Annotated in this window: 18 protein-coding genes; 12 read left to right on the forward strand and 6 right to left on the reverse strand. The window is 69.4% G+C overall.

Features of this window, described 5'->3' with window-relative positions:
* Window positions 1–104 precede the first annotated feature (104 nt).
* Entirely contained in the window at window positions 105–869 is a 765-nt protein-coding gene (locus tag Rai3103_RS10855; protein WP_153572623.1) for a hypothetical protein, read from the forward strand.
* Window positions 870–997: 128 nt separating this feature from the next.
* On the opposite strand, the gene greA is transcribed toward Rai3103_RS10855, so the two are convergent.
* Together greA and Rai3103_RS10865 are read right to left on the reverse strand one after the other, a co-directional pair.
* Window positions 998–1,501 carry a transcription elongation factor GreA gene (gene greA, locus Rai3103_RS10860; RefSeq protein WP_153572624.1) on the reverse strand — a complete coding sequence of 168 codons (504 nt, stop codon included), beginning with the start codon at window positions 1,499–1,501 and terminating at the stop codon, window positions 998–1,000.
* Window positions 1,502–1,588: 87 nt separating this feature from the next.
* On the reverse strand, window positions 1,589–2,020 hold the full coding sequence (locus Rai3103_RS10865) for a DUF4307 domain-containing protein (RefSeq protein ID WP_153572625.1): 432 nt from the start codon (window positions 2,018–2,020) through the stop codon (window positions 1,589–1,591).
* A gap of 163 nt (window positions 2,021–2,183) precedes the next feature.
* Between Rai3103_RS10865 and mca the strand changes: the two genes are divergently transcribed.
* Both mca and Rai3103_RS10875 read left to right on the forward strand, forming a co-directional pair.
* Window positions 2,184–3,143 (forward strand): mycothiol conjugate amidase Mca, encoded by a 960-nt coding sequence (mca, locus tag Rai3103_RS10870; RefSeq protein ID WP_153572626.1) that lies wholly within the window; start codon window positions 2,184–2,186, stop codon window positions 3,141–3,143.
* 10 nt (window positions 3,144–3,153) lie between these two features.
* Window positions 3,154–3,426, forward strand: a complete 273-nt coding sequence (locus Rai3103_RS10875) for a hypothetical protein (protein ID WP_153572627.1) — start codon at window positions 3,154–3,156, stop codon at window positions 3,424–3,426.
* Here Rai3103_RS10875 and Rai3103_RS10880 read toward each other — a convergent pair.
* On the reverse strand, window positions 3,417–4,148 hold the full coding sequence (locus Rai3103_RS10880) for a DUF72 domain-containing protein (RefSeq protein ID WP_153572628.1): 732 nt from the start codon (window positions 4,146–4,148) through the stop codon (window positions 3,417–3,419). The two genes, Rai3103_RS10875 and Rai3103_RS10880, sit on opposite strands and share 10 nt — an antisense overlap.
* 117 nt (window positions 4,149–4,265) lie before the next feature.
* Here Rai3103_RS10880 and Rai3103_RS10885 point away from each other — a divergent pair, with 117 nt between their 5' ends.
* A complete protein-coding gene (locus tag Rai3103_RS10885) occupies window positions 4,266–5,735 on the forward strand; it encodes an amino acid ABC transporter substrate-binding protein/permease (RefSeq protein WP_153572629.1) in 1,470 nt (489 codons plus the stop codon).
* A gap of 56 nt (window positions 5,736–5,791) precedes the next feature.
* On the forward strand, window positions 5,792–6,532 hold the full coding sequence (locus Rai3103_RS10890; protein ID WP_153573714.1) for an amino acid ABC transporter ATP-binding protein: 741 nt from the start codon (window positions 5,792–5,794) through the stop codon (window positions 6,530–6,532).
* Window positions 6,533–6,556: 24 nt separating this feature from the next.
* On the opposite strand, the gene Rai3103_RS10895 is transcribed toward Rai3103_RS10890, so the two are convergent.
* Window positions 6,557–7,444, reverse strand: coding sequence for an alpha/beta fold hydrolase (locus Rai3103_RS10895; RefSeq protein ID WP_153572630.1), 888 nt, complete (start codon window positions 7,442–7,444; stop codon window positions 6,557–6,559).
* Between the two features lie 51 nt (window positions 7,445–7,495).
* Here Rai3103_RS10895 and Rai3103_RS10900 point away from each other — a divergent pair, with 51 nt between their 5' ends.
* From Rai3103_RS10900 to glgX, 4 genes are all read left to right on the forward strand, one after another.
* On the forward strand, window positions 7,496–8,113 hold the full coding sequence (locus Rai3103_RS10900; protein WP_153572631.1) for a hypothetical protein: 618 nt from the start codon (window positions 7,496–7,498) through the stop codon (window positions 8,111–8,113).
* Window positions 8,110–9,567: a DUF7168 domain-containing protein gene (locus Rai3103_RS10905; RefSeq protein WP_194793098.1), complete on the forward strand. Its 1,458-nt coding sequence runs from the start codon at window positions 8,110–8,112 to the stop codon at window positions 9,565–9,567. The genes Rai3103_RS10900 and Rai3103_RS10905 overlap by 4 nt, the downstream gene beginning before the upstream one ends.
* Window positions 9,568–9,577: 10 nt before the next feature.
* Window positions 9,578–11,395: a thioredoxin domain-containing protein gene (locus Rai3103_RS10910; protein ID WP_153572633.1), complete on the forward strand. Its 1,818-nt coding sequence runs from the start codon at window positions 9,578–9,580 to the stop codon at window positions 11,393–11,395.
* A gap of 68 nt (window positions 11,396–11,463) precedes the next feature.
* Window positions 11,464–13,608 (forward strand): glycogen debranching protein GlgX, encoded by a 2,145-nt coding sequence (gene glgX / locus Rai3103_RS10915; protein ID WP_153572634.1) that lies wholly within the window; start codon window positions 11,464–11,466, stop codon window positions 13,606–13,608.
* Between the two features lie 93 nt (window positions 13,609–13,701).
* Here the strand turns inward: glgX and Rai3103_RS10920 are convergent, their stop codons facing one another.
* A complete protein-coding gene (locus tag Rai3103_RS10920; protein ID WP_153572635.1) occupies window positions 13,702–14,133 on the reverse strand; it encodes a hypothetical protein in 432 nt (143 codons plus the stop codon).
* A 113-nt stretch (window positions 14,134–14,246) separates the two neighbouring features.
* Complete coding sequence (gene trhA / locus Rai3103_RS10925; protein WP_153572636.1) at window positions 14,247–14,921, reverse strand: PAQR family membrane homeostasis protein TrhA; 675 nt, start codon at window positions 14,919–14,921, stop codon at window positions 14,247–14,249.
* A gap of 110 nt (window positions 14,922–15,031) precedes the next feature.
* On the opposite strand from trhA, the gene Rai3103_RS10930 reads away from it, so the two are divergent.
* The 3 genes from Rai3103_RS10930 (at window position 15,032) to Rai3103_RS10940 (ending at window position 18,264) form a co-directional block, all read left to right on the forward strand.
* Entirely contained in the window at window positions 15,032–15,841 is an 810-nt protein-coding gene (locus tag Rai3103_RS10930; protein ID WP_153572637.1) for an isoprenyl transferase, read from the forward strand.
* Between the two features lie 328 nt (window positions 15,842–16,169).
* Window positions 16,170–17,480 (forward strand): PhoH family protein, encoded by a 1,311-nt coding sequence (locus Rai3103_RS10935; protein WP_228488857.1) that lies wholly within the window; start codon window positions 16,170–16,172, stop codon window positions 17,478–17,480.
* Between the two features lie 106 nt (window positions 17,481–17,586).
* A complete protein-coding gene (locus Rai3103_RS10940; RefSeq protein WP_153572638.1) occupies window positions 17,587–18,264 on the forward strand; it encodes an aggregation-promoting factor C-terminal-like domain-containing protein in 678 nt (225 codons plus the stop codon).
* The last annotated feature ends 1 nt before the right edge of the window (window position 18,265 follow it).

Below are 18,265 nucleotides of genomic sequence, written 5' to 3' on the forward strand. Positions count from 1 at the left end.
TCTGACGCGACCGGCGCCCCGGCGATCCCATCGGCCCGTCCAGTTCCGAGAGCTGGGCGCAGACCGCGACCGCCGGGCAGTCCGCAGGGGACTACCTGCGCGATGTGTTCCGCACGGCCCGCCAGGCCGCTGTCAAGGCCGCCGATGCCGCCGCCGAGGCGACCGGTACCCATCCCCGTGCTGCTCACCCGCAAGCCGGCACCGAGGGCAGCGCGTCGGGGCGCGCACCCGGGGTCGGGCGGGTGTCGGTCCGGGTCACCGGCAAGAGGGTGCGGATCGTCGTGGACCCGTCGGTGACCACCTGTCACGTCACGGGTGAGCACGTCCTTCGCCGCAACGGTGATGTCATCGAGATCACGGCCGAGGGGGATTTCCTTCCCCACCTGGGCGGCGTGAAGCTACTGCCACCGCCACGCAGCCTTGACGAGCTGTGGCGCAAGGGCCAGGGCGAACTCCTCATCCGGGTCAATCCGGCCCTGACCCTCGACATCGAGGTGACCGCCGGTAACCTGCACCTCTCCAACATTCCGACCCTGGGCCGGGTCCGGCTCACCGCAGGCTCCGCCACCATCGAAGGCTTCGAGGTGGTCGAGGACGCCCTGCTCCAGGCCGCGGTCGTCCAGATGGCCGGAACCGTCCGGTCCGGGAGGTCGAGGATCCGGGTGGAGTCGGGTCAGCTCTCCCTGAAACTGGGCGACCAGTCGAATGTGACGGTCGCCGCCGACGCCCAGTTGGGCCGGATCACCTGGTCCGGCCGGCACACCGGGGCCGGTGATCAGGTCGTGATGGGCAACGGCTCGGCGCGCCTCGACATCGGCGTCGTGATGGGACATGCCGGGGTGAAGGTCGGGGAGGCCCCGTCCGCCTGACCCGTGTCCGCGTGACCCCGCGGCTGTCTGGTCCCCCCACAGACGAACGTACGGCCGGATGATGACAGGCATCCGGCCGTACGTCCCTGACGAGCGCGGGCCCCGGCGGATGGCCGGGGCCCGGGGGCTCAGTGTGCTTCGATGTTGAGGATGGTGACGCTCGCGGTGGCGCCGGTGGGGGTGTCGAACTCGACCGCCTCGCCCACCCGGGCACCCAGCACGGCCTGGCCGATCGGGGACTGGGGGCTGTAGACATCCGTCTCGGCCAGGGATGGATCCAGCTGCGCGTTTTCGCGCGAGCCCAGGAAGAAGGACTCCGTGTCGTCCTCGTCGCCGTCCCAGGCGACCGTCACGACCGTGCCGACGCCCACGCGGTCCGTGCTCGCCGGGCCTTCGCCGACCTGGGCGGTGCGCAGGATGTGCTCGATCTCGGTGATCTTGGCCTCCTGCTGGCCCTGTTCCTCACGCGCGGCGTGATAGCCGGCGTTCTCGGACAGGTCGCCCTCCTCGCGAGCCTGGGCGATCTTCTTCGAGATCGCCTCGCGGTTGCCCTTGAGGGACTCCAGATCCGCGGTGAGCTTGTCGAAGGCGGCCTGGGTCAGGAACACGGTGTCGGTAACGTTCTCTGCCATCCCCGCAGTCTAGCCCACCGCGGGAATACCCCTCCGGGCCCGAACCCGAGGCGGGCACGAGCCGTCCAAGAGCTTGCTCAGGTGAGCTCAGGTGAGACGGCACCCCTCGACGTACACGGCATCGGCACGCCGGACCGTGCGCAGGGTGCCGTCGACGGTGACCACCTGCTGGGTCGAGGGCGGGATGGGCACGTCGACATCCCCGATGTGCTCGTAGTTCTGGGCCTGCGCACGGACGGTGCAGACCGCGGCTCGGCTCGGATCGGTGCGAGCGACCTGGAGGGTGAAACCGGCCCGCTGGTCATCCACCACCCAGTGCGCGGTCAGCGTGGCCTCCACCGGCGGACGCTGGGAGTTGCGAAGGGCGACCTGGAGATACCAGCCGAGGGCCACCACGATCAGCACGGCGAGGACGAGGCGCAGCACCGCCGCGCGGCCAGCGCCACCCGGGTAGCGTCGCGCGATCCGGTCGATGTCGGCCGGGTCGTCGCTCAGGGCCTGGATGCGTGTGCGTGCCACGGGACCATTCTGCCCCGCCCGTCCCGGGGCTCACGCCGTCCGCCTCGGGGCGGACGGCGACGCATCGCGCGCCCCGCCGGACCGAAGGGGCTCGCAGGTTGGGTGATCGTGGCAGGATTCACAGCGTTGCCAGGCAGGTGGTGATCGGGAGGTAGGGAGGACGATGAGCGAGTCACAGGAACCTCGCGAGGACCATCCGAGCGTCGGGGGGTGGTCCCCGGCGCAGCGCGTGGACGCCCTCGGCCAGCGGCTACGCCTGCTCCACGTCCATGCCCACCCCGATGACGAATCCAGCAAGGGTGCCGCGACCACCGCGAAGTACGAGGCCGAGGGGGTCGACGTCGTCGTGGTGACCTGCACCGGCGGCGAGCTCGGTGATGTCCTCAATCCCGCGATGGACCGCCCGGAGATCGTCGCGAACCTTCCCGAGGTGCGCCGTCGTGAAATGGACACCGCCCGCGACATCCTCGGCATCGACCAGATCTGGCTCGGCTACTGCGACTCAGGGCTGCCCGAGGGCGACCCGCTACCTCCGCTGCCCGACGGGTCCTTCGCCACCCTCGACCCGGCCGAGGCCGCCCGGCCGCTGGTGAAGATCATCCGCAGGCTCCGCCCCCACGTCGTCACCACCTACGACGAGCGGGGCGGCTATCCCCACCCGGACCACATCCAGACCCATCGGGTGACGATGGAGGCCGTCCGCCAGGCCGCCGTGGCCGACCACCTCCCGGAACTCGGCCCGGCCTGGCAGGTGCCGAAGGTCTACTACCAGATGACCCTCACCGCCGGGCGGTGGCACGGTCTCAACGAGGCCATGAAGGCGCAGGGCCTCGAGGGAGCGTACGACGAGCGACTGGCGCACCACCCGGTGGACGAGGCATACCAGGCCCGGATCACCACCCGCGTCCCGTGCGCCGACTACTTCGAGGTGCGCAACCGCGCGCTGCTCGCCCACGCCACCCAGATCGACCCCCACGGGGCTTGGTTCGCCTGCCCGCTCGATATCGAGAAGGTCGCCTGGCCGACGGAGGACTACCAGCTCGTGATCAACCACACGGACTCCACCGTGCCGGAGGACGACCTCTTCGCCGGCATCGCGCTGGCCCGCCCCCAGGTCGGCTAGGGTCGGCAACATGGTTCCCCTGGAGGTCAACGGCGGCGCGGCGAGCAGCTCGGCGGAGGTGATCATCTTCGGTGTCCTGGCGGTGGCCGTCCTGGCCATCGGGCTGTTGCTCTTCCGGTCGCTGAAGAAGATTGACGTCCCGTACGCCGACGAGCTCCGCCAGCGGGACCTCGCCGAGGGCGCCGCCGAGGCCGAGGTGCAGGATGAGCCCGAGCGGCCCGGTCCCGACCAGGCCCCGGGCGAGGCACCCGAGGACCGGCGGGAGAGCGGCTCTCAGGCCTGAGAGCCCAGGAGGGTCCGCAGGGTGCGGGCGTTGCGCACGGCGTTGCCCTCCCCGTCGTTGTTGAAGTAGCCCCACACCCGCCGGCCCTGGCCTTCCCATTCGCGGATACGGTCGGCCCACCAGGCCAGATCGGCGTCGCTGTACGACCCCGCATACAGGTGCTCGTGGTCCGGGCCGTGGAAGCGTACGTAGACACGCTCGCAAGTGGCCCGCAGCACGCACGGCAACTGTGCGCCGCTCATCACCACGTACGCCGCCCCATGCCTGGCTAGCAGGTCGAAGACCCGATCGTCCAGCCAGGACGGATGGCGGAATTCGACGGCGACGTCGAGCCACTCGGGCAGATGGCCCAGGAACCAGCCCAACCGGGCATCGTCACGTTCGTGGGCCGGATGCAGTTGGACCAGGAACGCGCCGCGCCGGTCGCCCAGTTCGTGCAGCCCCCGCCGGATCCGCTCGATCCAGGCCTCGGGTTCGGCCAGCCGTTTGGCGTGGGTCAGTCCGCGGGGTGCCTTGACGGTCATGGCGAACCCCTCCGGCAGCCGCCGGTGCCAGGAGGCGAACGTTCGGTCCGGTGGCCAGCGGTAGAAGCTCGCATTGAGCTCCACCGTGTCGAAGACCGCGACGTAGGCGGCGAGCCGATCCCGGGCCGGTGTGCCCGGCGGGTACAGGACGCCGTCCCAGTGGTCGTAGCTCCAACCGGAGGTGCCGATGCGTGCCACCGGACCCCCTCCTCGGGTGTGTGGTTGCGGCCTGTTGCCGGGGCGATGTGCCTCGGTCCGTGTGACCAGCGTAACGTGGTGCCGCCACGAACGTGGTCCGAACCAGATGGGACATCAATGCGACACATCCTCGATCGGCAACGCCGGGCTCCCGCTGTGGTGGCCCTGGTGTCGCTGTTGCTCATGCTCGCCTCCCCGTTCGCGCGTGCCGCGACCCCCGCGCCGAACCCGAACAACAAGCCGGCGCAGGGCAAGCACTATGTCGTCGGCACCGACACCACGTTCGCCCCGTTCGAGTTCCGCTCCGAGAGCGGCGAGATGGTCGGCATCGACATGGACCTGTTGCGTGCCGTCGCGAAGGACCAGGGCTTCTCCGTGGAGATCCGTTCCCTCGGCTTCGACGCCGCGGTGCAGGCGCTGCAGTCCAAGCAGGTGGACGCCGTGATGGCCGGCATGTCGATCACAGACGCCCGCAAGAAGGTCTTCGACTTCTCCGACGCGTACTACGACTCGGGCGTGCAGTTCGCCGCGCCAAAGGCATCCTCCGTGGCAAAGCTGGAGGACCTCCGGGGCAAGCGTGTCGCCGTGAAGACCGGCACCGCCGGCGCCGACTATGCCGACTCGGTCAAGGGGCAGTACGGCTTCACCACGGTGGCGTTCTCCCAGACCGCCGACATGGTCAACGACGTGACCGCCGGCAGCTCCGCCGCGTACGTGGACGACTACCCGGTGGTGGCCTACTCGATCCAGCAGGGCGCACCGATGAAGCTGGTCGGCGACAAGGCCCCCGCCGGGTCGTACGGCGTCGCGGTCAACAAGGGCACTGACCCCGAACTGATCGAGGCCTTCAACCAGGGCCTGGCCAACCTGCGCGCCAACGGCCAGTACGACCAGATCCTGGCGAAGTACCTCGGGGCCCAGGGCACGACCCAGCGCTCCGGCTTCTTCGCGCTGCTGGCCGACACGTTCCCGACCTTGATGAAGGGGTTGGCGATCACCGCCGCCGCGGCCGCCCTGTCGATCGCCATCGCGATGGTCCTCGGCATCGCCTTCGGCTTCCTCAAGGTCTCCGGCAACCCGCTGCTCAACGCCATCGCCTCGGTCTACGTCTGGATCTTCCGCGGCACCCCGGTGCTGGTGCAGGTGTTCTTCTTCTACTTCGGCATCCCGGCCGTCACCGGGGTGACGCTCACCGCCCTCACCGCCGGCGTGCTGACGCTCAGCCTGAACGCCGGCGCGTACATGACCGAGATCGTCCGCGGTGGCATCCAGGGCGTCGACAGGGGTCAGATGGAGGCCGCGCGGTCCCTCGGACTGCCGTACATGAAGTCCATGACCAAGGTCGTACTGCCGCAGGCGATCAAGATCATGACGCCCTCCTTCATCAACCAGTTCATCATCACCCTCAAGGACACCTCGCTGCTCGCCGTCATCGGCCTGGCCGAGCTGACCTACATGGGCCAGCAGATCATCGCGCGGAACTTCCGCTCGTTCGAGATGTGGCTGATCATCGGCGTCATCTACTTCATCGTGATCGGTCTGCTGACCGTCGCGTCCAACACGGTCGACAAGAGGTTCAACAAGTGAGCAGCACAGAGCAGCCCACCGGGGGAGCCGGTGGCACGGGGCAGGGCCGCGTTCCGCTGGCCGAGCGCAAGGACGTCATCGTGGTCAAGGACCTCGCCAAGTCCTTCGGTGACAACCACGTCCTCCACGACGTCGACCTGACCATCAAGGAGGGCGAGGTCGTCGCGATCATCGGCCCCTCCGGCGCCGGCAAGTCCACCTTCCTGCGCTGTCTGAACAAGCTGGAGGAGGTCAGTTCCGGCCACGTCGTGGTGAACGGCCACGACCTGACGTCGAAGGACACCGACCTCGACGTCGTCCGCCAGGACATCGGGATGGTCTTCCAGCACTTCAACCTGTTCCCGCACATGTCGGTGCTGGAGAACGTCATGCTCGCGCCGGTCGAGCTGCGCCGGGCATCGCGTGAGGACGCTCGTCAGCAGGCCAAGGCGTTGCTGGCCCGGGTCGGGCTGGCCGAGAAGGTGGACGCGCGCCCGGACCAGTTGTCCGGCGGGCAGAAGCAGCGGGTGGCCATCGCCCGGGCACTGGCGATGAAGCCCGACATCATGCTCTTCGACGAGGCCACCAGCGCCCTCGACCCGGAGATGGTCGGGGAGGTGCTGGCGGTGATCCGTACGCTCGCCGAACAGGGTATGACGATGGTGCTGGTCACCCACGAGATGGGCTTCGCCCGCGAGGTGGCCGACCGGGTGCTCTTCATGGCCGACGGAGTGATCAAGGAGGAGGGCACTCCGGAGGAGATCTTCGAGCGGCCGCGCGATCCGCGGACCCAGGACTTCCTCAGCAAGGTCCTCTGAGTCGTCGGTGCCGGGCGCGCCGGTTCAGCCCTCGTGGCCGGACCCGGCCGCCCGGCGCCCCAGGTCGGCGCACGTGTCCACGAAGACGGTGTCCAGCTGGGGTGGCTGGCCGTGTCCCATCCCCCACAGCACCCGCATCGTGCTGTGCGGGATGAGGCGGTGCAGGTCCTCCGCCTCGGAGAGCGGGATGACCTCGTCCTCGTCCCCGTGCAGGATCGCGGTGGGGACTCCCACCCGCCCGAGTTCGGTCGACCAGTCGGGGGTGGCGGCCATCGCCGCCTCCTGGCGGGCCTCGCCCTCGGGATCGTGGTCGCGGGCATACAGGCGGTGTCCGAGCCGGATCAGCGCGTTCGGATCGTACGGGTAGAGCGAGCCACCCAGCGGCAGGACGGCGTTGACGAAGTCCTCGACCCACTCGTCCTCCCCGGAAGACGTCGGCGTGGGAGCCGGTTGGGTCGTCCCGGTGGCTCGGCGGCTCCGCGGGCCCGTGTAGAACAGGCCCAGGGCCCCGACGAGCCCGGGATGGCGCAGAGCGGCCAACTGGGCGACCATCCCGCCCATCGAGCGGCCGCAGATCGTCGCCGGCTCCCCTCCGAAGACCTCGATGAGTCCCGCGACGTCGTCCGCCATCGCCGTGAGGTCGTACTGCTGCCCGGGGAACTTCTGCGAGCGGCCGGCGTCGCGGTTGTCGACCCGCACCACCCGGAACCCCCGCCCGGCCAGCTCGACGCAGAACTCGCGGGACAGACTGATCAGCTGCGCACCGTGACCCTCCAGGTGGAGCTGCAGCGGGGCGTCCGGCGCGCCGAAGACCTGGAGGCACAACCGGGTGCCGTTCATCGCCTCCACCACCGTGTCGATCCCCTCGGGGATGTCATGCACGGGCCCGTCCCATACCGGCAGTTGGTTCATGCGCTCACCGTAGTGCCGTGAGTGTCTGACCCGCTGTGCACAATGGCGGGCGTGACGAACACTCTGACCCTGCGCCCGGCCGTCCGGACGGAGCGGCGCCCCGGCCGCTTCGGCGGACGCGACGTCGCGATCGCGCACTACGTGGCGCTGGTGGTCGACGGCACTCCGTTGGAGTCCGCGGTGGCCCACGGCGCCGGGCTCGTCACGCCGCTGCAGGCCTGGTGGCTGCTCCGCACGGGCCCCGTGCTGGAGGAGCTCGCCGGTGCCACCCAGGACCTGCGGCTGCCGGACGGGTTCGCCCCCGTCCGCTACCTGGCTCGCGGTCGGGTGCCGCTGCTCGTCTGCCCGTACGACGACGACCTTGCCTGCGGCTGGTTGACCGCCGCGGTGGATGTCGGGGAGCGGGAGGCCACCTGGTCGGACTTCCGCTGGGAGAACGGTGGGGTCGGGCCGGCGGAGCCGGTCCGCGGGCTGCCCGGCCGGCTGGTCTTCGAGCGCGACACCTACCTGGCCACCCTGCGACAGGCGCGGGACCTGGTCGCAGGGCTGCCGGAGGTCGACCCTGACGGGTCCTGGCGGGATGACGAACCGGTGCCGGGCGTTCCGGCCGGTCTGGAACGGGCCTGGGGGGTCTGGGCCCGATGGCGACACAGGGGGATCGAACGATGAGCGCAGGTACCAGCGCGGGTTTCGAGGCGCTACGAAGGGACGTCCATGGTCCCGATCCGGCGGTCTGGGCCGAGGAGACCGAGGAGCTGTACGCCGCCGAGGACCGACTGATCCGCTGGGTGGAGGACCGCAGCGTACGACTCGACGGCACCACCTGGATCCCCGAGCAGGATCCACTCTTCCGTGACGTCAAGGAGGTGGCGCGCTTCTGTGAGGCGGCCTGCGACCGGCTCGGGGTGCCCCGGGTGGAGGTCCGTGCCCGCAAGGGGCCGACCAGGGCCGAGTATCGCTCGGAGCTGATGGAGATCGCCGTGCCGACGGCCGAGGTCGGCGGCGGATGGGCGCTGCGCGGGATCGTGGTGGTCCACGAGTTGGCCCACCACCTGGTCGTCGTCGGCGGGAAGCAGGAGGGCGGCCCGCACGGCGCGTCGTTCCGGCTGCGGATGATCCACGCGTTGGACCTGCTGGGCTTTCCCACCCAGTCGAAGCTGCTGGGTCTCGCCCTGGCGACCGACCACGAGGCGCCGGAGCAACTCGTGTGGCGCGAGCGGATCGCCGCCATCCTCCGCCAGGCGGAGGCGACGACGCACCGCGCGGAGGCGGAGACGTTCATGAGCCGGGCCCAGGAGCTGGCCACCCGGCACGCCATCGACCTCGCCCTGCTCCAGGCCCACGATCTCGCGTCCGGAGGGGCGGCTGAGGCGGCCGAGCTGCCGGAGGAGACCGCCGTCGTCATCGGCCGGCCCGGTCAACGATGGCTGCGGCTCTACTGCACCCTCTTCATGGCGGTCGCCCGGGCCAACGACGTGGAGTTCCTGCTCGCCCGCGACTCCACCCGGATGTACGCCCACGGGATGCCCTCCGACATCGCGATGACGGTCGCCCTCTACGAGTCGCTACGCGCCCAGATGGTTGCCTCCGCGGCGCGGTGGATGGCCACCGGGGCGTGGAAGCACGAGACCACCGACCGCTGGGACGGCCGCCGGGTCGAGGAACAGCCGGTGCACTGGTCGACCGCGAAGACGTCCTTCTACGAGGGTTTCATCGTCTCGATCGGCGAGCGGCTGGCCGAGTCCCGGCGACGCACCGAGGAGGCCGCGACCCGGGCCACCCGGGCCGCCCGAACGGGGGCCGGCGCCGGGGCGTCCGGCGCCCGCGGCACCTCGGCGGGGGGACCGTCCGGGAGTGAGGTCCAGAGCACCGCCGTGGTCCTGGCCGCCAAGCGGGAACAGGTGCGGGCCTTCCACGAGCAGGTGTGCGATCGCTTGCGGCCGCGCCGGTGGCGGGGCAACGATCGCGGACCGTCGGGCTGGTCCGAGGCCGGGGCCCGAGCCGGGCGGGAGGCCGGGCGCCGCGCGGCTGTCGGGCGCGCGCGGGGGAGCTGTCTCGCTGAGGTACCGCGGCGGCGCACCGCACACTCGCGAAGATCGGCCTCGCCGACCCCCCGCCGTTAGGCTGGGCAGCATGGCGAACAGACTGGCCGGCGCGATCAGCCCCTACCTGCTCCAGCACGCGGGTAACCCGGTGGACTGGTGGCCCTGGGGTCCGGATGCCTTTGCGGAGGCCCGTCGACGCGGCGTGCCGATCCTGCTCTCCGTCGGTTATGCCTCCTGCCACTGGTGCCACGTGATGGCGCATGAGTCGTTCGAGGACGAGCAGACCGCCCGGTTCATCAACGAGCACTTCGTCGCCGTCAAGGTGGACCGTGAGGAGCGCCCGGACGTCGACGCGCTGTACATGAACGCAACCCAGGCCCTCAGCGGGCAGGGCGGCTGGCCGATGACGGTGTTCGCCACTCCTGAGGGTGAGCCGTTCCAGGCCGGCACCTACTACCCGCCCGAGCCCCGCCACGGCCTGCCGAGCCTTCGTCAGCTGCTCGAGGCCGTGGCCAGGGCCTGGGCCGAGCAGCGGGAGGGCATCATCCAGTCGGCGCACGAGGTCGTGGACCACGTGGAGAACGCGACCGCCCTCACCGCCGCGATGATCCCGGCCACGCTCGGCACCGAGGACGTCGAGACTGCCTGGGAACGCCTGCTGCCGGAGTATGACCCGGTGCACGGTGGTTTCGGCAAGGCACCGAAGTTCCCGACCGCGATGGTGCACGAGGCACTGCTCCGCATGGCCGAGTCCCCTGTCCTGCCCCGCCATGTCCGTGAGCAGGCCGCGGACATGGCCCTCGACTCCCTGGAGGCGATGGCCCGGGGCGGGATCTGTGACCAGATCGGCGGGGGATTCCACCGTTACAGCGTCGACGCGCAGTGGGTGGTGCCGCACTTCGAGAAGATGCTCTACGACAACGCGCTGCTGCTGCCGGCCTACGCCCATGCGGCCACGCTTGCCGAGGGGCCGCGGAAGGCGCTCTTCACGCGGGTGGCCGACGACCTGGTCGACTGGCTGGTCCGGGAGATGACCACGCCCGAGGGCGCTTTCGCCGCCGGCCTCGACGCGGATTCGCAGGATCCGCTGGGTCAGTCCAGCGAGGGCGAGTACTACATCTGGAACCCCGCCCAGATCCAGCAGGTGATGGGCGACGACGACTACCGCGACACGCTACGGATGTTCCAGGTCACCGACCCGGGGACGTTCGAGGGGTACGCCTCCACACTCCAGCTGCCGCTGGATCCGGAGGAGTTCGGTCCCGGCGGCCTACGGCTCTATCACCGGGCGCGGGCGGTGCTGCGGGAGGTGCGCGAGCATCGCGCCGAGCCGGGCCGCGACGACAAGGTCGTCGCGTCCTGGAACGGGTGGATGATCGCAGGGCTCGTGCGGGCCTCGCGGTGGCTGGATCGCCCCGCATGGCTGATGGCCGCCCGGCGGGCCGCCGAGGTCGTCCGCGACGTGCACGTCGTCGACGGGCGCCTGCGGCGGGTCAGCCGGGACGGTGTCGTGTCCGACGCGCCCGGGGTCCTCGACGACCACGGAGCGGTGGCCGAGGCGTTCGGGCTGCTCGCCGAGGTGACCGGGGACACCGCCTGGGCCGACCACGCCAAGGCCCTGGTGGCGACCGCCGAGGACCATTTCTCGGCCGGCGACGGGGGCTGGTGGGACACCGCCGACGACGCCGGCGGCCTGTGGATGCGTCCCCGCGCCCTCGACGACAACGCCACGCCGTCAGGGGTGGCCGCTATGGTGGCTGCGCTGCGCCAGCTCACCCGGGTGACCGGGGAGGAGTCGTACGACGCCCGAGCGGACCGGGCCGTGCGGACCCAGGCGCAGCTGATGCGTTCGGCTCCGCGGTTCGCGGGCATGGCGCTGGCCGACACGGTCGGCCGGCTCGTCTGAGCCGACACGCCACGACGCCCAACCGGTATGACGCATCGCTGGTATTGAGGATCTACGAGGAGGACTCCATGCAGGTCTGGCCGGGTCACAGTTATCCGCTCGGAGCGACGTACGACGGGGCCGGGGTCAATTTCGCCCTGTTCTCGCAGGTCGCCGAGCCGGGCAACGTCGAGTTGTGCCTCATCGACGACAAGGGCGAGGAGACCCGGATCCCGATGGCGGAGTCCGATGGCTTCGTCCATCACGTCTACATTCCCGGCATCCAGCCCGGGCAGCTCTACGGCTACCGCGTGCACGGACCGTACGATCCGGCGCAGGGCAACCGGTGCAACCCCGGCAAACTGCTCCTGGATCCGTACGCGAAGGCGATCGTGGGCCAGATCGACGGGGACGAATCACTCTTCTCCTATCGCTTCGACGATCCCGAGGCGTTCAACGACGACGACTCGCTGGGCCATACCATGCTGTCGGTGGTCGTCAACCCGTTCTTCGACTGGGGTAACGATCGCCACCCGAAGACCGAGTACCACGACTCCGTCATCTACGAGGCCCACGTCAAGGGCCTGACACAGACCCACCCCGACATCCCCGAGGAGATCCGCGGCACGTACGCCGCCATCGCCCACCCGGTGATGATCGACCACCTGACATCCCTCGGCGTCACGGCGATCGAGCTCATGCCGGTCCACCAGTTCGTCCAGGACCCCCATCTCAACGCCAAGGGCCTGTCCAACTACTGGGGCTACAACACCATCGGGTTCTTCGCCCCGCACAACGCCTACTCCGCGACCGGGCAGAACGGCCAGCAGGTCCAGGAGTTCAAGGCCATGGTGCGATCCCTGCACGAGGCGAACATCGAGGTCATCCTTGACGTCGTCTACAACCACACCGCCGAGGGCAACCACCTCGGTCCGACGCTGTGCTTCCGCGGCATCGACAACAAGAACTACTACCGCCTCGTCGACGACGACATGGCGTACTACTTCGACACCACGGGCACCGGCAACAGTCTGCTGATGCGTCAGCCGCACGTCTTGCAGCTGATCATGGACTCGCTGCGTTACTGGGTCACCGAGATGCATGTGGACGGGTTCCGCTTCGATCTGGCCTCGTCGCTGGCGAGGCAGTTCCACGAGGTCTCGCGCCTGTCCGCCTTCTTCGACCTGGTCCAGCAGGACCCGATCGTCAGCCAGGTGAAGCTGATCGCCGAGCCCTGGGACGTCGGCGACGGCGGCTACCAGGTGGGCAACTTCCCACCCCTGTGGACCGAGTGGAACGGTAAGTACCGCGACACTGTCCGGGACTTCTGGCGCGGCGAACCGGCGACCCTGGCGGAGTTCGCCTCACGGATCACCGGCTCCTCCGACCTCTACGAGCACTCGGGTCGCAAGCCGATCGCCTCGATCAACTTCGTCGTCGCCCATGACGGCTTCACCCTGCGCGACCTGGTGTCGTACAACGAGAAGCACAACGAGGCCAACGGCGAGGGGGGAGCCGATGGCGAGAGCCACAACCGGTCCTGGAACTGCGGCGCCGAGGGTGAGACCGATGACGCCGCCATCATCGCCCTGCGCGCTCGCCAGGAACGCAACTTCCTGACGACCCTGCTGCTGTCCCAGGGGGTGCCGATGATCGCCCATGGGGACGAACTGGGCCGCACCCAGGGCGGCAACAACAACGTCTACTGCCAGGACAACGAGACGGCCTGGGTCGACTGGTCGCTCGGGGACACCCAGAAGGAGTTGTTGACCTTCGCACGGCGGGTGGTCGCCCTGCGACGCGACCACGTGGTCTTCCACCGGCGCCGATTCCTCGGCGGGGGCGACGGCCGCGTGGCGGAGGGTGCGCTCGGCGAGATCGCCTGGTACCAGCCGACCGGAGAACACATGGCCGACGAGGACTGGGTGAAGGCGCACGCCCGGTCGGTGATGGTCTTCCTCAACGGGGAAGCCATTGCGGAGCCGGACACCCGCGGCGAGAAGGTGGTGGACGACTCGTTCCTCGTCGCGTTCAACGCCCACGACGACAAGATCGCCTTCACGCTGCCGGAGGGGCATCGTGAAGGCTGGGTGATGGAGCTCGACACCGGTCGCGACCGGACCGGGCTGGCGGTGTCGGTCGATGACCTGCCGACGATGGTCCCCGGCGACGAGTTCAGCGTCGCGGCGCGGTCCGTGGTGGTGCTCCGCCGGCCTCGGGACGCCGCGGCGTAGGCCGGCCACGCCGGATCGAGACCGCACGATCGCCCGCCCCGGGCCATACCGGGGCGGGCGATCGTGGTCGCGGCGGTGACCAGTGCCGTGGCGTCAGAAGCTGACGCCGCACTGCGCGTAGCTGCCGAAGATCTGGGCGCCGTACGCGTCGAAGGCGTGGTCGACACCCTTGCCGTTGGTCATCAGGGCGTCGTTGGGGTTGTGGGCGGCCAGGACGCCATCCTGCCCGGTGACCCCCTTCACGTGGATCGTGAAGGACGACGGGGCGCCGGTCGCCGCGTACGCGGACTTGATGCAGTTGGCCTGGGTCTGGGTGATGCGTCCGGCGGTCACGTCGCCCTGGATGGCGTCGGCCACCACCAGGGTGTACCAGGCCTGTGAGTTGGAGCCGGCCATGGCATTGCCCTGGGCGGAGCGGCTGGCGATGTAGCACTCATGGGCCGATGCGACGCTCGTCGTGGCCACAGCGAGGCCGACGGCGATGACGGCGGCGCCCCCGGCACGGCGGATCAGGTTGGTGAACATGGATGAAACCCCCTTCGCAGGAGCGGCCTCGGCCACCATGGCCGGGCATCCCGCGCCTGAGGAGAATCTTAGAGACTTAGGTCACACTATGTAACCCACATCACATGAAGTGATCAGATGCCCGCGATCGCCAGACCGATGGCGACGGCGTGGCAGATGGCGGCGACGGCCGTGGCTGTGTGGAAGATCTCGTGATAGCCGAACCAGGCCGGGCTCGGGTCGGGGCGCTTGCGGGCATAGACCACGGCGCCCGCGGTGTAGACGAGGCCACCGGCGAGCATCAGGATGACGACGCCGGGCCCGCCGACCCGCCAGAAGGCCGGCAGCCACCACATGGCCGTCCAGCCCATGGCGACGTACAGGAACGTGTAGAGCCATCGGGGAGCGGTCAGCCAGAACACGCGGAACAGCACCCCGCACACGGCCGTCCCCCAGACCACGGACAGTAGGGTCAGGCGATCGGCTCCGTGCAGCATGGCCACCCCCAGTGGGGTGTAGGTGCCGGCGATGAAGACGAAGATGTTCGAATGGTCCAGCCGCCGCAAGAGTGTCGTGGCGCCCGGTCCCCAGTAGAACCGGTGGTACAGCGCCGAGCATCCGAACAACTCCAGGGCCGAGACCGTGTAGACGACCACCGCGGCCCGCAGGCCCGCGGTGGGTGTCCAGATCAGCAGGCCGAAGCCGATCAGGAGCATCACCGGGGCCATCACCGCGTGGATCCAGCCGCGGAACCGCGGCTTCACCGGGCCGGCGAAGTCGTCGGGTCGGGTCAGTCGTGGGCCGGGCATCAGGTCTCCTCGGGGCTACGAGTCCGTAAGCTACGGATGCGTAAGTTACTGTAGCGGACTCGGAGCCGACGCCCGGCGGACGACCCGACGGACGTCGTTAGTCTTGACCCATGTCCCGACTCGACAGCCTCCGTGAGCTCGTCGATCGACTGCACCCTGCCACGCTCCTGTACTCGACCTATGAGCACCGGTTGACAGCGGAGCTCGATCCCGCGGCCCTTCCCCAACACGTCGCCGTCCTGGCTGACGGCAACCGGCGATGGGCCCGGGCGAACGCCCCGGGGCAGCCGTTGGTGGCCGGGTATCGTGCCGGCGCCGACAAGCTCAAGGACTTCGTCGAGTGGTGCGACGAGATCGGGATCCCCGTCGTCACCCTGTGGGTGCTGTCCACCGACAACCTCCGCCGAGCGGCCGCCGAGGAGCTCGCGCCGTTGCTGGAGGTGATCGCCGATCTGGTGGAGAACCTGGCCGCCACGGGGCGCTGGCGCGTCCAGCCGGTCGGGGCGCTGGACCTGCTGCCGGTCGCGGTGGCCGGGCGCCTGCGAGCCGCCGAGCGGGCGACGGCCGAGTCGGACGGGATGCACATCAATGTCGCGGTCTCCTACGGGGGCCGTCACGAGTTGCGCGACGCCGTCCGTGACCTCTTGCGGGAGAAGGCCGAAGAGGGTCGCACGATCCGCGAGGTCGCCGAGACCTTGGACATCGACGAGATCGGGGAGCACCTCTACACGGCTGGTCAGCCGGATCCCGACCTGATCATCCGCACCTCTGGGGAACAGCGGCTGTCCGGCTTCCTGATGTGGCAGTCGGCGCACAGCGAGTTCTACTTCTGCGAGGCTTTGTGGCCAGATTTCCGCAAGGTGGACTTCATCCGGGCTCTGCGGGCCTACGCCCAGCGGGAACGCCGTTACGGGCGCTGACCGCTGGCCACTGATCTTGGTCGGACCTCGTTCCGATCCGAGGCATGTCAACCCGGACCCGGCAACGGCCGGGTGTCCGCTTCGTGAGCCGGGTGTTAACGCCGGATGAAATTGTGGGCGACGCTCCGGCTGGGTCCCGCATGCGTTTGTCGGCTGTGGCTAGGTTGTTCATACGGGTGGAGGGGAAGCCATCCGTACGGAAGGAACATTGATGACCCCTTGTGGACCATCGATGCGGGACCTTTCCGAAGGCACCGCCGCATTCCGGCCATCCACGTAGCTGCATGGCCGGTGTCGATGACGCGCGGCCGTGCCGGAAGGAAGCATCGTGCAGGAGACCAGATCTGCCGGGCGTCGTACGTATGTGATCGACACCTCGGTTCTGCTCAGTGATCCGCGTGCCCTCTCCCGGTTCGAGGAGCACAACGTCGTCGTGCCGATCGTGGTGATCACGGAGTTGGAGGCCAAACGCCATCATCCCGAGCTGGGGTACTTCGCCCGCAGTGCCCTGCGCTTCCTGGACGACCTGCGCGTGCTCCACGGCCATCTCAACGCCCCGGTCGCCATCAATGACCAGGGTGGGACGCTGCACGTCGAGCTCAACCACACCGACCCCGCGCGTCTGCCGGTCGGCTTCCGGCTGGGGGACAACGACTCCCGGATCCTCGCCGTCGCGATGAACTACCAGGCCGAGGGAGCGGACGTGACCCTGGTCTCGAAGGACCTACCGCTACGGGTGAAGGCCTCGGCCGTCGGCCTGGAAGCGGACGAGTACCGCAACGAACTCGTCACCGACACCGGCTGGACCGGCATGCAGGAGATCGAGGTGGCCCCCGGGGAGTTGTCACGGCTCTACGAGGAGGGGGTGATCGATCTCGAGGTCGCCCGGGACCTGCCGTGCCACACCGGCCTGGTCCTGCTCGGTGGCGGATCGACAGCACTCGGCCGGGTGACCCCGGGCAAGCAGGTGCGGCTGGTTCGCCCCGAGATTCAGGCGTTCGGCATCCACGGTCGCTCCGCCGAGCAGAAGATCGCCCTCGACCTGCTGCTCGATCCGAGCGTCGGGATCGTGTCCCTCGGCGGACGGGCCGGCACCGGCAAGTCCGCCCTGGCGCTCTGCGCCGGGCTGGAGGCCGTCTTGGAGCGTGAACAGCATGAGAAGGTGATCGTCTTCCGGCCGCTCTACGCCGTGGGTGGTCAGGAGTTGGGCTACCTGCCGGGCAGTGAAGGGGAGAAGATGGCGCCGTGGGCCCAGGCGGTCTTCGACACGCTCGGGGCAGTCGCCCATCGCCACGTCATCGATGAGGTGCTCGAGCGGGGTCTCCTCGAGGTGCTGCCGCTGACCCACATCCGCGGCCGCTCGCTCCACGATGCCTTCGTGATCGTCGACGAGGCCCAGTCGCTGGAGCGCAACGTGCTGCTCACCGTACTGAGCAGAGTCGGCCAGAACTCGCGCGTCGTCCTCACCCATGACGTCGCCCAGCGCGACAACCTTCGGGTCGGGCGCCACGACGGCGTCGTGGCAGTGGTCGAGAAGCTCAAGGGCCACCCGCTCTTCGCCCATGTGAAGCTGAACCGCTCCGAACGGTCGCCGATCGCCGCCCTGGTCACCGAGATGCTGGAGGATCCCATCCTCTGAGGTCACGAGCGGGGGTCATGGTGCGGCACGAAACGGCCTCGATTTGATAACGGTTCGGTAAATATCACAGTATGGTCACGATGAATGAACGTCGTGCCCCCTGCTGATGACCGCCGCCTCCGGTTTCCTGGCCGCCGCTGTCGCCCTCACCCCCCTCGTGCTGCACAGCCAGAGCACCCTCGACGCCGTGCCGGCAGCGGCCGCCACGGCCGCGACCCCCGATGCGGCCGACCTCGCGGCACGTGGGAACGAGGTCACACGTGACCGGGAACGCCCGGCGCTGAGCCAGGCCGCTGACGAGCGGGCCATGGCCCAGCAGCAGCTCGCCGACGCGGTCGCCAGCAACCGGCAGGCAATGGACGATGAGGCCGCCCGGGCAGCCGCCGACAAGGCGGCCGCGGACAAGGCGGCCGCGGACAAGGCGGCCGCGGACAAGGCGGCCGCGGACAAGGCGGCCGCGTCGGGAGCGGGCTCCTACTCGGGAGCTCCTCGTGACATCGCGCAGAAGGTGGCCCAGGCGGAGTTCGGCTGGGGCGACGCACAGTTCCAGTGCTACGACAAGATCATCATGCACGAGTCGGAGTGGAACCCGAGCGCGACCAACCCCTCCTCCGGGGCGTACGGCATCCCGCAGGCGCTCCCGGGCTCCAAGATGGCCTCGGCCGGTGCCGACTGGCGGACGAACCCCGTCACCCAGATTCGCTGGGGCCTGGGCTACGTGAAGGATCGCTACGGCTCCCCGTGCCAGGCCTGGTCCTTCAAGTCGGCACACGGCTGGTACTGAG

Source organism: Raineyella fluvialis (genome assembly GCF_009646095.1).
GTDB lineage: Bacteria > Actinomycetota > Actinomycetes > Propionibacteriales > Propionibacteriaceae > Raineyella > Raineyella fluvialis.